The sequence below is a fragment of the Streptomyces sp. NPDC059785 genome (genome assembly GCF_042732375.1).
Classification (GTDB): Bacteria; Actinomycetota; Actinomycetes; order Streptomycetales; family Streptomycetaceae; genus Streptomyces.
In genome coordinates this window covers 41,796-56,019 of record NZ_JBHWHV010000032.1, presented here as the reverse complement: position 1 = coordinate 56,019, position 14,224 = coordinate 41,796, and the positions used below count along the sequence as shown (strand labels likewise).

The window sequence follows — 14,224 nt, the reverse complement described above, 5'->3', positions numbered from 1 at the left end:
GCAGGAGCGGCAGCGCTCCTGCCCTCACCCGTGTCCGCCCGTGGTCTCCCCCTGCGCCATCCACCGGTCGGGCCGCGCTTCCCGGCGCCCCGTGCGGGAGCGGTCGGCCTGGGACTGGAGGAGCGTGGCGGCCTCCCCGGCGTCCCGCAGCCGGGCCGTCACCGTCTTGTCGGCGCCGGTGTCCACATGGACGTCGGCCAGAGACTTGAAGCGCGCCCAGGGCCCCTGCCGCAGCCGTACGCTCTGCACCTTGGCGTGCGGCACGATCGCCAGGCTGCGGCGCAGCAGTCCGTACCGCGCGATGAAGACGGTGTCGGTGATGGCGAGTCCGTAGCCGCGCCACCACACCGGTACGCACCAGCCGGCCCGCCGCGGAGCCCGCGACAGCGCGTCCGGCACCACCGCGCCCGGCAGCACGCGCGCGACCAGCGACTCGGCGACGTCGCGCGGGGCGACCGGTACGAGTACGGAGTTGGCGGACCCGGCCACGTCCAGCTCGACCCGGACCCAGCCGCGCCTGCGCCACAGCAGCGGTTCGACGATCCGTACCGTCTGCACCCGGCCGGGCGGCACCGTCTCGTGCGTACGGTCGAGGAGGCCGTGGTCGATGCGCAGGCCGTCCGGGGACTCGCCCACCGCCCAGTCGTAGTCGGTGACGAACCGGCCCACGCTGCTCGCGCCCGCCGCGCCGAGCAGGGGCAGGCCCGTCGCCAGGACCGTCCACACGCTGTGGGTGACCCACCACAGCAGGGACGGTACGACGACGGCGGCGGCCAGTGACGCCCAGGTGGCGCCGGTGAGCAGCAGGGAGACGGCGAGGACGGCCGGGGGGACGTGCAGGAGGCGGCGGGCCGGGGCCTCGCCGACCTGGTGCGCCGTCTCGGGTGCGAAGCCGGCGGCGCGGGCGAGGAGTTCGGCGCGCAGGGCGCGGGCCTCGTCCTCGCCGAGGTAGGCGAGCTCGTCCTTCTTGTCGGCGCCTATGACGTCGAGTTTGAGCTTGGCGACGCCCGCGACGCGGGCCAGCAGCGGCTGGGTGACGTCGACGGCCTGGAGCCGGTCGAGCCGGATGTGCGCGGTGCGGCGGAACACCAGGCCGGTACGGATGCGCAGTTCCGTACTGGTCACCGCGAAGTGGGTGAACCACCAGGTCAGGAAGCCGTACAGGGCACCGCCCAGGAGGAGCGCGGGCAGCGCGACGAGCACGGTGGTCGCGGTGAGCCGGGTCAGCTGCTCCTGCGTCTGGGCGGGGTCGTGCGCCGCCCACCCGGCGAGCACGGCGACGGGCGCCCAGGTCCGCCGCAACGGCGTCACGGGATGCAGCCGCCGCTCGCCCGGCGCTGCTTGCGGGCCTCGCGCGCTGCCGTGCCCGGTCGGTGCTGCTTGCGGGTTTTGTGCGGTGTCGTGCCCGGTCGGTGCTGCTTGCGGGTTTTGTGCGGTGTCGTGCCCGGTCGGTGCTGCTTGCGAGCCTCGCGCGGTGCCGTCCTCGCCCGGTGCTGCTTGCGGGCCTCGTGCGCTGCCGTGCCCGGTCGGTGCTGCTCGCGGGCCTCGCGCGTTGCCGTCCCCGGTCGGTGGGGGCGGTGTCGGCGGCGTCGTCACAGGCCCGCCGATCGGGCCTCGCCCAGCTCCGTGAGGCGGTCCCGCAGGCGTTCGGCCTCGGCCGGGTCGAGTCCCGGGATGCGGGCGTCCGTCGCCGCCGCGGCCGTGTGCAGCTGCACGCTCGCGATCCCGAAGTGCCGCTCCACGGGCCCGGAGGTCACCTCGACCAATTGCATGCGCCCGTACGGCACCACGGTCTCCTCGCGCCACAGCACGCCCCGGCTGATCAGCAGGTCGTCCGCGCGCTCGGCGTACCGCCAGGAGCGCCAGTTGCGCCCGAGCATGCGCCACGCCCAGAGCGCCGGTGCGAGCGGCAGCAGCGCGAGGGCCGCCCAGCCGGGTCCGGCGAGCAGCCCGAGCAGCAGCCCCACGCCGAGCGCGGCCACCCCCGCCCACACCACGAGCAGCAGCCGTCGCATGCGCAGCAGCCCAGGTGGCAGGCCGGTCCAGACCGGCTCGGCGTCCGCGCTGCGGGTGATCCCCGCGGTCCCCGTCTCCATGCCGCAAGCGTACGTACGACAGACTGTCCCCATGACTCCTACGACGGAGACCATGGTCGGTATCGGCGGCGCCGCGGAGAGCACCGACATGGTGCTCAACATCGGGCCCCAGCACCCGTCCACGCACGGGGTGCTCAGGCTGCGGCTCGTCCTCGACGGCGAGCGGATCGAGCACGCGGAGCCGGTCATCGGCTACATGCACCGCGGCGCCGAGAAGCTGTTCGAGGCGCGTGACTACCGCCAGATCGTCATGCTGGCCAACCGCCACGACTGGCTCTCCGCCTTCTCGAACGAGCTGGGCGTGGTCCTCGCCGTGGAGCGCATGCTCGGCATGGAGGTGCCGGAGCGCGCGGTGTGGCTGCGCACGCTGCTGGCCGAGCTCAACCGGGTGCTGAACCACCTGATGTTCCTGGGCTCGTACCCCCTCGAACTGGGCGGCATCACCCCGGTCTTCTACGCCTTCCGGGAGCGCGAGGAACTTCAGGCCGTCATGGAGGAGGTCTCCGGCGGGCGGATGCACTACATGTTCAACCGCGTCGGCGGTCTCAAGGAGGACCTCCCGGCCGGATGGACCACCCGCGCGCGCGAGGCGGTCGCCTCCGTCCGCTCGCGGATGGGCGTGTACGACGAGCTGGTCCTCGGCAACGAGATCTTCCGCGGCCGGACGCGCGGCGTCGGCGTGCTGTCCCCACAGGCGGTGCACGCCTACGGCGTGAGCGGCCCGATCGCGCGCGCCTCGGGCGTCGACTTCGACCTGCGCCGGGACGAGCCGTACCTCGCGTACGGCGAGCTCCAGGACACGCTGAGAGTGGTCACGCGGCAGGAGGGCGACTGCCTCGCCCGTTTCGAATGCCTCCTGGAGCAGACGCACGTCGCTCTGGCCCTCGCCGACGCCTGCCTCGACCGGCTCGCCGAGCTGCCGCCCGGCCCGGTGAACCAGCGGCTCCCCAAGGTGCTGAAGGCGCCCGAGGGCCACACCTACGCCTGGACCGAGAACCCGCTCGGCATCAACGGCTACTACCTCGTCAGCAAGGGCGAGAAGACCCCGTACCGGCTGAAGCTGCGCTCCGCCTCGTACAACAACATCCAGGCGCTCACCGAGCTGCTGCCCGGCACGCTGGTCGCGGACATGGTGGCGATCCTGGGGTCACTGTTCTTCGTGGTCGGGGACATCGACAAGTAGGTCCTCACCGGGGACATCGACAAACAGGTCCTCACCGAGGTCCAGGCCGTCGAGCAGGTCCGCCGGTACGGCGACGGGCTGGAGCAGCCAGCCGAAGTCGCCGAGGCCGCCCGCGGCGGTGAGTTCGGCGGCGGCGCCCGCCTCCGCCAGCGCCCGTACGTAGCCGGCGGGGTCCGTGGCGGCCAGCGACAGGGGCGGCCGGATGCCGCTGACGCCCAGGGCGCGCAGCGCCGCCCGCTGGGTGACCGCGCGCCCGCCCGGCAGCGCGCACGCGTCGAGCGCCACGTGCGCCGTGATGTCGCACGACCCGTCGGGCACGGGCGCGACCTGATTGCCCGCCCGGAAGCCGGTCAGGGTGCCGAACGGGGGGCGCGCGGCGGCGGTGTGCGCGTAGTCGGCGGCGACGGCGAGGCCGCGGTCCACGGTGGCGACCGCGCGGGCCCAGGCGGTGTCCCTGGGGAGGCCGATTTCCGCGCGGGAGCCCTCGCCGGACGCCGGCCACCAGCGCGCGAGCCACCGCGCCTCAGCGCCCCCGACGGGCGGCCCGAGCCGTTCGGCGCCGTCCTCGCGCACGAACACCAGGCGGCGGACGCCCGCCGCGTCGGTCTCGGCCACCTCCACGGGGACGTTGTCGAGCCACTCGTTGGCGAACAGCAGACCCGTGGTCCCCTCCGGCGGCTCGGGCAGCCACTCGATCCGGTGGTCAAGGCCCTCGGGGCGGTCCGCGCGCTCGACGGCCCGGCAGCGGGTGCGGGCGGCGACATCGGCGGGCAGCGCGGCGAGGACACCGGCGGCCAGTTCGCCGCGGCCCGCCGCCATGTCGACGAAGTCGAGCCGCGCCGGGTGCCCCAGCGCCTCGTCGACCCGGCACAGCAGCCGCGCCACGGCACGGGCGAAGAGCGGCGAGGCGTGCACCGACGTACGGAAGTGGCCCGCGGGCCCTTCCGGGCGCCGGTAGAACCCGGACGGGCCGTACAGCGCGTCCTCGGCGGCGGCGCGCCAGCCGGTCCAGCCGCCGGTCCGGTCATCGTCCTGCGGGCCGGTCCGGTCGGTCCGGTCGTCCGCCGCCTCGTGTGTCACCGGGCCAGGCTAGTGCCCCGGCAGGCAACGTTTGCCCGTCAAGGAGCGGTGTTCGGTGCGTGCTCTCGGCGTGCCGGGCGCAAGCCCTCGTACTGGACGTACTTGGGTTTGTGCCCGGTGCGGCGAGAGTGCGTGCCGGGCGTCGCGACGGGGCGAACGTTGCCTGTTGGGGCACTAGGCGGTGCGCTGCCCGGCTGATGCCTTGTGGTGCCGGTGGCTCCGGCGGCGGCCGATGCGGATCCGACGGGGGTGCCCGGCGCCGGCCGGACGGGGAGCGGGCCGTGGAGATGCGGCGGAGGTTCCGTGGGGATCCGGCGGGGGCCCGGCAGGCCGACGGGAACCGGGGGCCTCCACCTTGGGGAGTACGAGAGGAGGTTCCGGATCGGTCCTCCGGTTGACCCCCGGGGCCCGCACGCTTCCATACTCTGGGTTACGTGCAGCGCCTCTACGACTTCCTCCGCAGGTACCCGACGTGGGTCGACAGCTTCTGGGCCGTCGTCCTGCTCGGGATCTCGTGCGTGATCCTCACGCAGTCCTTCGGGGCGCCGGACCCGCAGGAGTCGGTCGGGGCGCGGCTGCCGATCATCGTCGTGCTCTGTGTGACGGTCGCGCTGCGGCGCCGGATGCCGGAGAAGATGCTGCTGCTCGGCGCCGCGGCCGGGGTGGCGCAGCTCGTCCTGGACGTCGAGGTGATGGTCACCGACTTCGCGCTGCTGGTGATCATCTACACGGTGGCCGCGAACGGCGCCCGCTGGGCCTCCAGGGTCGGTCTGATCGGCGGTCTGTGCGCGCCGGCCCTCTCGCTCCTGCGCTGGCGGGACGAGGCCGGGACCGCGCCCTTCCTGCTGATAGCGATCTTCCAGACGGTCCCGTTCGCGCTGGCCTGGGTGCTCGGCGACTCCCTGCGCACCCGCCGCGCCTACCTCGCCCAGCTGGAGGAGCGCGCCGCCCGTCTGGAGAAGGAGCGCGAGGCGCAGTCGAAGGTCGCCGTCGCCGCCGAACGCGCCCGCATCGCCCGCGAACTGCACGACGTGGTCGCCCACAACGTCTCGGTGATGGTGGTCCAGGCCGACGGCGCCGCCTACGTCCTGGACGCCGCGCCCGACCAGGCCAAGAAGGCCCTGGAGACGATCTCCGGGACCGGCCGCCAGGCCCTCGCCGAGATGCGCCGCCTGCTCGGCGTGCTGCGCACCGGCGAGCACCAGGAGAGCGGCGAGTACGTGCCGCAGCCCGACGTCGAACAGCTGGAGGACCTGATAGAGCAGGTGCGCACCGCGGGCCTCCCCGTCGACTACAAGGTGGAGGGCACCCCGCGCCCGCTGCCCAGCGGCGTCGAGCTGACCGCGTACCGCATCGTGCAGGAGGCGCTCACCAACACCCGCAAGCACGGGGGGCCCAACGCGGGCGCGAGCGTACGTCTGGTCTACTTCGACGACGGCCTCGGACTGCTGGTCGAGGACGACGGCAAGGGCGCCCCGCACGAGCTGTACGAGGAAGGGGGCGCCGACGGCCAGGGACACGGCCTGATCGGCATGCGCGAGCGCGTCGGCATGGTCGGCGGCACCCTGGACGCGGGCCCGCGTCCGGGCGGCGGTTTCCGCATCAGCGTCCTGCTGCCGCTCAAGCCCGCTCAGTGACACCTGTACATACGTGACCGGTTCACATCGAGTACGTATTGATTCGTGCGCGGAAGCGCCCGGGAAACGCTCAAATTCGGAGAAGGAGAAGGGAACCCGATGGCGATCCGCGTGATGCTCGTCGACGACCAGGTGCTGCTGCGCACCGGTTTCCGGATGGTGCTCGACGCCCAGCCGGACATGGAGGTCGTGGCCGAGGCGGGCGACGGCGTCGAGGCCCTGCAAATCCTGCGCGCCACCGCGGTCGACGTGGTGCTGATGGACGTCCGCATGCCGAAGCTGGACGGCGTGGAGACGACCCGCCGGATCTGCTCCGAGCCCGAGCCGCCGAAGGTGCTGATCCTCACCACCTTCGACCTCGACGAGTACGCCTTCTCCGGGCTGAAGGCGGGTGCCTCCGGCTTCATGCTCAAGGACGTGCCGCCGGGCGAGCTGCTGACCGCGATCCGCTCCGTGCACAGCGGTGACGCCGTGGTCGCGCCCTCCACCACCCGGCGCCTGCTCGACCGGTTCGCGCCTATGCTGCCCAACGCGAGCGGCCAGGAGCCCCGGCACAAGGAGCTCCAGCGGCTCACCGACCGCGAACGCGAGGTCATGGTGCTCATCGCGCAGGGGCTGTCCAACGGCGAGATCGCCGCCCGCCTCGTGCTGTCGGAGGCGACCGTGAAGACCCACGTGGGCCGCATCCTGACCAAGCTGGAACTGCGCGACCGGGTGCAGGTGGTCGTGCTCGCGTACGAGACGGGGCTGGTACGGGCGGGCGGGCGCGGCTGACAGGGCCGGCGTACGGCCCGGCGTGACCGGCGCGTGACCGGGGGCCACTAGGGTCTGCGCATGCTCCTGTGGATCAACGGCCCCTTCGGGGGCGGCAAGACACAGACCGCACACGAGATACAGCGACGGCTGTCCGGCTCGGTCATCTGCGACCCGGAACACGCCGGCTTCGGTCTGCGTCGCATGCTGCCGCCCGAACTGCGCGGCGACTTCCAGGACTTGGTGTCCTGGCGGCAGGGCGTGGTGGAGGTGCTCGATCTCGCCCTCACCAAGCACGACGGCGTGGTGATCGCCCCGATGACGGTCACGGATCCCCGCTACTTCGCGGAGACGGTCGGCCGGCTCCGTGAACTCGGCCACGACGTACGGCACTTCGCACTGCTCGCCGAGCGCGAGACCGTACTGAAGCGGCTGCGCGAGCGCGGCATCAACCGGCTGCTGAAGTACGTCGTGGGCAAGGACGCCCCGCCGCACCGGGAGAGCTGGGCCGTGCGACAACTCGATCACTGCCTGGAGCGGTTGCGCGAGCCGGAGTTCGCCGAGCATCTGTGGACCGACCACACGACGGTCGCCAGGACCGCCGACCGGATCGCCGTGCTGGCCGGGCTGACGCTCGCCCCCAACCGGGACGGCGCGCTGCGGGGCCGCGTGCGCCGGGCGTGGACGGGCGCGAAGCACATCCGGTTCGACTGAGAGGGCGCGTCCGGGCCCCGTAGCCGGCCTCCGGCGTCCCGCCGCCCCTAGGGCGTGTTGCGAAAGTTCCGCCTGCCGCGCGACGCCATGCACGCCCTCTCGCCGCACCGGGCGAAAGCCCAAGTACGTCCAGTACGAGGGCTTCCGCCCGGCACGCCGAGAGCACGCACCTGACGCCGCGCGGCCCGCCCTTCGGGCGAACGACGGGACTTTCGCAACACGCCCTAGCGGAGTATGCCCTCCAGGAAGTCGCTGCCCAGCCGGGCCACGACCGTCACGTCCAACTGGTGCAGCACGTACCGGCCGCGGCGGCGGGTGGTGATCAGGCCCGCCTTCTTCAGCAGGCTCAGGTGCCGCGATATCTCGGGGGCCGACATGCCGTGCACCTGCGCCAGCTCGCCCGTGGTGTAGGCGCTGCGGGCCAGATGGCGGCAGATCCGCATGCGGACCGGGTGGGAGAGCGCGGTCATCCGCAGGGTGAGCTGCTCCACGGAGGGCGGGGCGGCGAGCTCGGGGGAGCCGACCGGGTAGTGCAGCACCGGCTGCCACGCGTACCGGTGCAGCACCTGCAAGTGGGGCCAGCCGAGACTGGTCGGCACGAGCAGCAGGCCGCCGTCCGCCGTGGTCGTGAAGCCGTCGGAGAGCTTGTCCACGACGATCCGGCCGGCCGCCTCGTCCAGCGTCAGGGCGGGGGACACCGAGGGCAGCGCCTCGGCCGGGCCCTTGAGCCGCAGCAGGTCGGTCTTGTGGCGGGCGTCCGCGGCGAGCTGATGGCGCAGCCGGGACCAGGTGTCGGCGAAGAACGCCTCGTCGCAGTCGCGCAGGAACTGCCGCATCCAGGTCCGGACGCTCGGCGGGTCGTCGAGCAGCCGCCGGGCGAACCGCGCCTGCCTGGGGCCCCGCGAGGCCGCGAGGTCCAGGGCACGCGCGCGGACGACGGGGTCGGCCAGCGTGCCGGGCCCCGGCGAGTCGTACGCCGACGCGCAGGTGAACTCCAGGGCGGCGTCGACGAACTGCTCGTCCGAGAGCCGGTCCAGCAGGTCCAGGTCCTCGGCGAGCGTCGCGCCCGGCAGCGTGCGCCCGCCCGGGATCCCCGCGGCGGGCAGGAACAGGTCCGAGAACGTCGTACGCCACAGGAAGTCGGCCTCGCACATCCGGTCCGCGAGATGCGTGTCGAGTCCCGCGGCGACCGTGGTCGTCCAGCCCTGGAGTCCCGGGTGGTGTCCGGGCTCGGCGAGCGCGTGCAGGGCCATCCCCAGCTCGGCCAGCGGCGACGGCACGACGGAGATGCCGGCCCAGGCCCTCGGCTCGGTCCGCCCCGGCAGGTGTCCCCCCTGCCGCAGTCCGCTGATGTCGATGCGCACGCTCATGCCCTCATGGTGCACTCCGCCACTGACAACCCGGCCGCCGATTGACGCCGGGCGTCAAACGGGCCGTCGGGCGGCACCCGGTGTCGAACGGGGCGACAGCGGCCCCGGGCCGGGAGCGGCGGCCCCGGGCCGGGCGCAGTCCCGGCCACGTACCCGGATCCGGGCCGAGGCCGGCCGCGGGAAGCGCTCAGCAGGCTCCGCGCCCGCCGTCCGGTTCGCCGTCCAGCGCTCGTACTCGCTCCACGAAGTCGGCGACCGCCCGCCCGACGTCGTCCGCGGTCCATTCGAGGCCGTGCGACCGTACCGAGATCTCGGTGAACGCCAGCCCGGGGCCGCCGCGGTGCCAGGCGTCGGCGAAGAGCAGGACCCCGGTCTCCTCGGCCTGCCGCAGCGCCGCCTCCTCCAGCACCCCGCAGTCGTACGGCAGCCAGACCTGGAACTCGTGGGTGTGCGGCTCGGCGGGGTGGACGCGCGCCCACGGCAGACCGGCCGCCGCGAACCCCTCGCGCAGGGCGGTGGCGACCACGCGCGCGTGGGCCACGTACTCCGGCAGCCGGGGCAGCTCCCGCTCCAGTCCCGCGAGCGCCGACAGCACCGTGGGGAACTGGCTGATGATCATGCCGCCGTACCGGTGCCGCCAGGTCTTCGCCTCGTCGACGAGGGTCCTGGGGCCGGCGAGTGCGGCGCCGCCGAACCCGTCGAGCGACTTGTAGAACGAGACGTAGACGCTGTCCGCCAGGCCCGCGATCTCGTCCAGGGGACGCCCGAAGTGCGGCGCGCACTCCCAAAGGCGGGCCCCGTCGAAGTGGACCACCGCGTCGCGCTCCCGGGCCGCGGCGACGACCGCGGTGAGCTCGTCCCAGGACGGCAGGACGAAACCGGCGTCCCTGAGGGGCAGTTCCAGCATCAGCGCCCCGAAGGGCTCCTCGAAGTCGCGCACCTCCTCGGCCGTGGGCAGCCGGGGCTCGCCCGTCACGCGGACCGTGCGCAACCCGCTGACCGTGCCGAACGCGTCCCGCTCGTGCACCTCGGGGTGGCTGATCGCGTGCAGGGCGACGGTGCGGTTCCCGGTACGGGCCGCCCAGCAGCGCAGGGCCACCTGCTGGGCCATCGTGCCGGTGGGGAAGAAGGCGGCGGCCTCCGTGCCGAGCAGCCCGGCGACCCGCTCCTCCAGGGCCTCGACCACCCCGTTGCCGTAGACGTCCACGGGCTGGTCCAGGCCGCGCCGTCCAGGAGCGCGAGGCGCCGGCGGAGGGTGGCCCGGTGCCCGGGGCGTGCCAGGACGCGGCGGGCACCGCGGACGGCCGCGCCACGGCGCTCACGCCGCCGCACCGCCGCGGACTTCCCCGCCTCTCCAGCGCCCCCTCCATCCCCTCCGCCCGCACCGGTCGTCTCCCGGTCCGCCTCCCCGGTCTCCGTCCATCTCCGCGTATCGCCCCGCGGCGTCTCGCCCTGCGTATCGCTCATCCCTGAATCATCCCGTGTGCCGTGTCGCACAGGCATCCGCATTTCCGCACGCCGGGGAGCCCGAAAAGAACGCGGAAACCCACAGCCTGTGGACAACCGGCCGCCCCTGCAACCGATCGCGTTAACATGACGAGAAATCGTCCGGTACATCGTCCGGTACCCCGAGCGGACTGGAACGGGAAGGCCGCCGTCGAGTGAGTACATTCCAACAGCCAGACCCCAAGGACCGCCCCGCGCGGCTCACCGTCGGCGTCGTCGGCGCCGGCCGTGTCGGCCCCGCGCTGGCCGCCTCCCTGCAATTGGCCGGACACCGCCCGGTGGCCGTCTCCGGGGTCTCCGACGCCTCGCGGCGACGGGCCGCGCAGCTGCTGCCCGACGTGCCGCTGCTCTCCCCGGAGCAGGTGATGCAGCGCGCCGACCTGGTCCTGCTGACCGTCCCGGACGACGCCCTGCCCGGCCTGGTGGAGGGCCTGGCCGAGACCGGCGCCGTCCGGCCGGGCCAGCTCCTGGTGCACACCTCCGGGCGGTACGGCACGAGCGTGCTCGACCCCGCGCTGCGGGCGGGCGCGCTGCCGCTCGCCCTGCACCCGGCGATGACCTTCACCGGCACCCCCGTGGACGTGCAGCGGCTGGCCGGCTGCTCCTTCGGCGTCACCGCCCCCGAGGAGCTGCGGCTGGCCGCCGAGGCCCTGGTCATCGAGATGGGCGGCGAGCCCGAGTGGATCGCCGAGGAGAACCGCCCGCTGTACCACGCGGCCCTCGCCCTCGGCGCGAACCACCTGGTCACCCTGGTCGCCCAGGCCATGGACCTGCTGCGCGCGGCGGGCGTGGCGGCCCCCGACCGGATGCTCGGCCCGCTCCTCGGCGCCGCCCTGGACAACGCGCTCAGGTCGGGCGACGCGGCCCTCACCGGACCGGTCGCGCGCGGCGACGCGGGTACGGTCGCCGCGCACGTCGCCGAGTTGCACCGGCACGCCCCGGGCGCCGTCGCCGGCTACCTGGCGATGGCCCGCGCCACCGCCGACCGCGCGCTCGCGCACGGCCTGCTCAAGCCGGAGCTCGCCGAGGACCTCCTCGGGGTGCTCGCCGACGGAGCGACCCCGCCCGGCGAGGGGAGCGGCCGATGACCGCCGGACGCCCCACGGCCACGACCCTCGTGCGCACCGCGGCCGAGCTCCACGCGCGCGTACGCACCGGCCGCCGCGCCGTCGTCATGACGATGGGCGCCCTCCACGAGGGCCACGCCACGCTGGTCCGCGCCGCCCGCGAGCTCGCGGGGACCGGCGGCGAAGTGGTCGTCACGGTCTTCGTGAACCCGCTCCAGTTCGGCGCCGGCGAGGACCTCGACCGCTATCCGCGCACCCTGGAGGCCGATCTGAAGATCGCGGAGGAGTCGGGCGCGGACGTCGTCTTCGCCCCGTCCGTGGACGAGGTGTACCCCGGCGGCGAACCCCAGGTCCGTATCGCCGCGGGCCCCATGGGGGAGCGACTGGAGGGCGCGCACCGGCCCGGGCACTTCGACGGCATGCTCACGGTCGTCGCCAAGCTGCTGCACCTCACCCGCCCCGACGTGGCGCTGTACGGGCAGAAGGACGCCCAGCAGCTCGCGCTGATCCGCCGCATGGTGCGCGATCTGAACTTCGGGGTGGGCATCGTCGCCGTACCCACCGTGCGCGAGCCGGACGGGCTCGCCCTGTCCAGCCGCAACCGCTACCTGTCGCGCGAGGAGCGCCGCACGGCGCTCGCGCTGTCCCGGGCCCTGTTCGCGGGCCGCGACCGGCACGCCGCGCAGGAGGCCCTGCGCGCGCGGGCCCGTGAGGTACCCGCCTCGCACGCGCGCGCGGAAGCCCTCAGCGCGATAGGCGAGTCCCGGGCCGCGGCAGACGCGCACGCCGTCGCCAAGGCCGCCCCCGAGGGGACCTCGGGCCCGGCCGCCGTCCGCGCCGCCGCCGCGTTCGTCCTGGACGACGCCTCCCGGCTCCAGCCGCCGCTGGTTCTGGACTACGTGGCCCTGGTCGACCCGGCGGACTTCACCGAGGTCGCGGACGACTTCACCGGCGAGGCGGTCCTCGCCGTCGCCGCCCGGGTCGGCGCGACCCGGCTGATCGACAACATCCCCCTGACCTTCGGAGCCGCCCCGTGACCGGCACAGGCACTGAAACCGGCACTGGCACCGCCACTGCCATACGACTGCACGCGCCCGCTCCGGGCTGGTCCATCGAGGCCGACGTCGTGGTGGTCGGCTCCGGCGTCGCGGGACTCACCACGGCCCTGCGCTGCGAGGCCGCCGGGCTGCGCACCGTCGTCGTCACCAAGGCGTGCCTCGACGACGGCTCCACCCGCTGGGCCCAGGGCGGCGTCGCCGCCGCGCTCGGCGAGGGCGACACCCCCGAACAGCACCTGGACGACACCCTGGTGGCGGGCGCGGGCCTGTGCGACGAGCCGGCCGTGCGCACCCTCGTCACCGAGGGACCCGACGCCGTGCGCCGCCTGATGGCGACCGGCGCGCACTTCGACGAGTCCGCCGAAGGCGCCCTGGCCCTCACCCGCGAGGGCGGCCACCACCGTCGGCGCATCGCGCACGCGGGCGGCGACGCGACCGGCGCCGAGATCTCCCGCGCCCTGGTCGAGGCGGTCCGCGCGCGCGGGCTCCGTACGGTCGAGAACGCGCTCGTCCTGGACCTGCTGACGGACGCCGAAGGACACACCGCGGGCGTGACCCTGCACGTCATGGGCGAGGGCCAGCACGACGGCGTCGGCGCCGTGCACGCGCCCGCCGTGGTCCTCGCCACCGGCGGCATGGGCCAGGTCTACTCGGCCACCACCAACCCCGCCGTGTCCACGGGCGACGGCGTGGCCCTCGCCCTGCGCGCGGGCGCCGAGGTCAGCGACCTGGAGTTCGTGCAGTTCCACCCGACCGTGCTCTTCCTCGGCGCCGACGCGGAGGGCCAGCAGCCGCTGGTGTCCGAGGCGGTCCGCGGCGAGGGCGCCCACCTGGTCGACGCGGACGGCGTGCGCTTCATGACGGGACAGCACGAACTCGCCGAGCTGGCCCCCCGGGACATCGTCGCCAAGGGCATCCTGCGCCGGATGCAGGAGCTGGACGCCGAGCACATGTTCCTCGACGCCCGGCACTTCGGCGCCGACATGTGGGAGCGCCGCTTCCCGACGATCCTGGCCGCCTGCCGCGCCCACGGCATCGACCCGGTCACCGAACCCGTACCGGTCGCCCCGGCCGCCCACCACGCCTCCGGCGGCGTCCGCACCGACCGGCACGGCCGGACCACCGTGCCCGGCCTGTACGCGTGCGGCGAGGTCGCCTGCACCGGCGTCCACGGCGCCAACCGGCTCGCCTCCAACTCCCTCCTGGAGGGCCTGGTCTACGCCGAGCGCATCGCCGCCGACCTCGCCGCCCTCCGGGCTGCGGGCCGGCTCCACGCGCGCGTGCCGCAAGCCGTCCCGCAGCCGGAGCGGCCCGCGCACCCGCTGCTCGCCCCGGAGACCCGGTTCGCAATCCAGCGGATCATGACGCGGGGCGCGGGCGTGCTGCGCTCCGCCGACTCCCTGGCCACCGCCGCCGACCGCCTCCAGCGGCTGCACGAGGACGCCCGGGACGCCCTCGCCGAGAACGGCAAGACGGCCGAGCCCGGCGTCGACGCCTGGGAGGCCACCAACCTCCTGTGCGTGTCCCGCGTCCTGGTCGCCGCCGCCCGGCTGCGAGAGGAGACCCGCGGCTGCCACTGGCGCGAGGACCGGGCGGAGCGGGACGACACCGACTGGCGGCGCCACATCGTCGTACGGCTGAATCCCGACCGGACGCTCGCCGTGCACACCACCGACACAGCAGACTTCCCTCCGACCGTCCCCCGTCCCCGGGGGACCACCACCGTCCAGCCGGCGCACCGTCTTCAGGAGCAGTGACAG

Annotated in this window: 11 protein-coding genes and 1 pseudogene; 7 read left to right on the top strand and 5 right to left on the bottom strand. The window is 74.3% G+C overall.

The features are described from left to right. Positions 1 to 24 precede the first annotated feature (24 nt). Together ACFV6E_RS23890 and ACFV6E_RS23885 are read right to left on the bottom strand one after the other, a co-directional pair. On the bottom strand, positions 25 to 1,320 hold the full coding sequence (locus ACFV6E_RS23890; RefSeq protein WP_385464469.1) for a PH domain-containing protein: 1,296 nt from the start codon (positions 1,318 to 1,320) through the stop codon (positions 25 to 27). Between the two features lie 272 nt (positions 1,321 to 1,592). Continuing rightward, positions 1,593 to 2,096, bottom strand: a complete 504-nt coding sequence (locus ACFV6E_RS23885; RefSeq protein WP_385464423.1) for a PH domain-containing protein — start codon at positions 2,094 to 2,096, stop codon at positions 1,593 to 1,595. 31 nt (positions 2,097 to 2,127) lie between these two features. Between ACFV6E_RS23885 and ACFV6E_RS23880 the strand changes: the two genes are divergently transcribed. Next, positions 2,128 to 3,279: an NADH-quinone oxidoreductase subunit D gene (locus ACFV6E_RS23880; RefSeq protein WP_385174149.1), complete on the top strand. Its 1,152-nt coding sequence runs from the start codon at positions 2,128 to 2,130 to the stop codon at positions 3,277 to 3,279. Here the strand turns inward: ACFV6E_RS23880 and ACFV6E_RS23875 are convergent. Then, on the bottom strand, positions 3,244 to 4,257 hold the full coding sequence (locus ACFV6E_RS23875) for an SAM-dependent methyltransferase (RefSeq protein WP_385464466.1): 1,014 nt from the start codon (positions 4,255 to 4,257) through the stop codon (positions 3,244 to 3,246). The genes ACFV6E_RS23880 and ACFV6E_RS23875 overlap by 36 nt on opposite strands. Positions 4,258 to 4,793: 536 nt before the next feature. On the opposite strand from ACFV6E_RS23875, the gene ACFV6E_RS23870 reads away from it, so the two are divergent. The 3 genes from ACFV6E_RS23870 (at position 4,794) to ACFV6E_RS23860 (ending at position 7,463) form a co-directional block, all read left to right on the top strand. Continuing rightward, positions 4,794 to 5,996 (top strand): sensor histidine kinase, encoded by a 1,203-nt coding sequence (locus ACFV6E_RS23870; protein ID WP_385177879.1) that lies wholly within the window; start codon positions 4,794 to 4,796, stop codon positions 5,994 to 5,996. A gap of 99 nt (positions 5,997 to 6,095) precedes the next feature. Continuing rightward, complete coding sequence (locus ACFV6E_RS23865; RefSeq protein WP_385177877.1) at positions 6,096 to 6,770, top strand: response regulator; 675 nt, start codon at positions 6,096 to 6,098, stop codon at positions 6,768 to 6,770. Positions 6,771 to 6,830: 60 nt separating this feature from the next. Beyond that, positions 6,831 to 7,463 carry an AAA family ATPase gene (locus tag ACFV6E_RS23860; RefSeq protein ID WP_385464420.1) on the top strand — a complete coding sequence of 211 codons (633 nt, stop codon included), beginning with the start codon at positions 6,831 to 6,833 and terminating at the stop codon, positions 7,461 to 7,463. 224 nt (positions 7,464 to 7,687) lie between these two features. Here the strand turns inward: ACFV6E_RS23860 and ACFV6E_RS23855 are convergent, their stop codons facing one another. Next, positions 7,688 to 8,833, bottom strand: coding sequence for a DUF5937 family protein (locus tag ACFV6E_RS23855; protein ID WP_385170279.1), 1,146 nt, complete (start codon positions 8,831 to 8,833; stop codon positions 7,688 to 7,690). Between the two features lie 187 nt (positions 8,834 to 9,020). Then, positions 9,021 to 10,300 (bottom strand): annotated as a pseudogene (locus tag ACFV6E_RS23850) (threonine aldolase family protein). Between the two features lie 194 nt (positions 10,301 to 10,494). On the opposite strand from ACFV6E_RS23850, the gene ACFV6E_RS23845 reads away from it, so the two are divergent. The 3 genes from ACFV6E_RS23845 to ACFV6E_RS23835 are packed head-to-tail and all read left to right on the top strand — an operon-like array spanning position 10,495 to position 14,221. Then, positions 10,495 to 11,427 (top strand): Rossmann-like and DUF2520 domain-containing protein, encoded by a 933-nt coding sequence (locus ACFV6E_RS23845; RefSeq protein ID WP_385464417.1) that lies wholly within the window; start codon positions 10,495 to 10,497, stop codon positions 11,425 to 11,427. Continuing rightward, positions 11,424 to 12,443: a pantoate--beta-alanine ligase gene (gene panC / locus ACFV6E_RS23840; RefSeq protein ID WP_385170269.1), complete on the top strand. Its 1,020-nt coding sequence runs from the start codon at positions 11,424 to 11,426 to the stop codon at positions 12,441 to 12,443. The genes ACFV6E_RS23845 and panC overlap by 4 nt, the downstream gene beginning before the upstream one ends. After that, on the top strand, positions 12,440 to 14,221 hold the full coding sequence (locus ACFV6E_RS23835) for an L-aspartate oxidase (protein ID WP_385464414.1): 1,782 nt from the start codon (positions 12,440 to 12,442) through the stop codon (positions 14,219 to 14,221). The genes panC and ACFV6E_RS23835 overlap by 4 nt, the downstream gene beginning before the upstream one ends. Positions 14,222 to 14,224 lie beyond the last annotated feature (3 nt).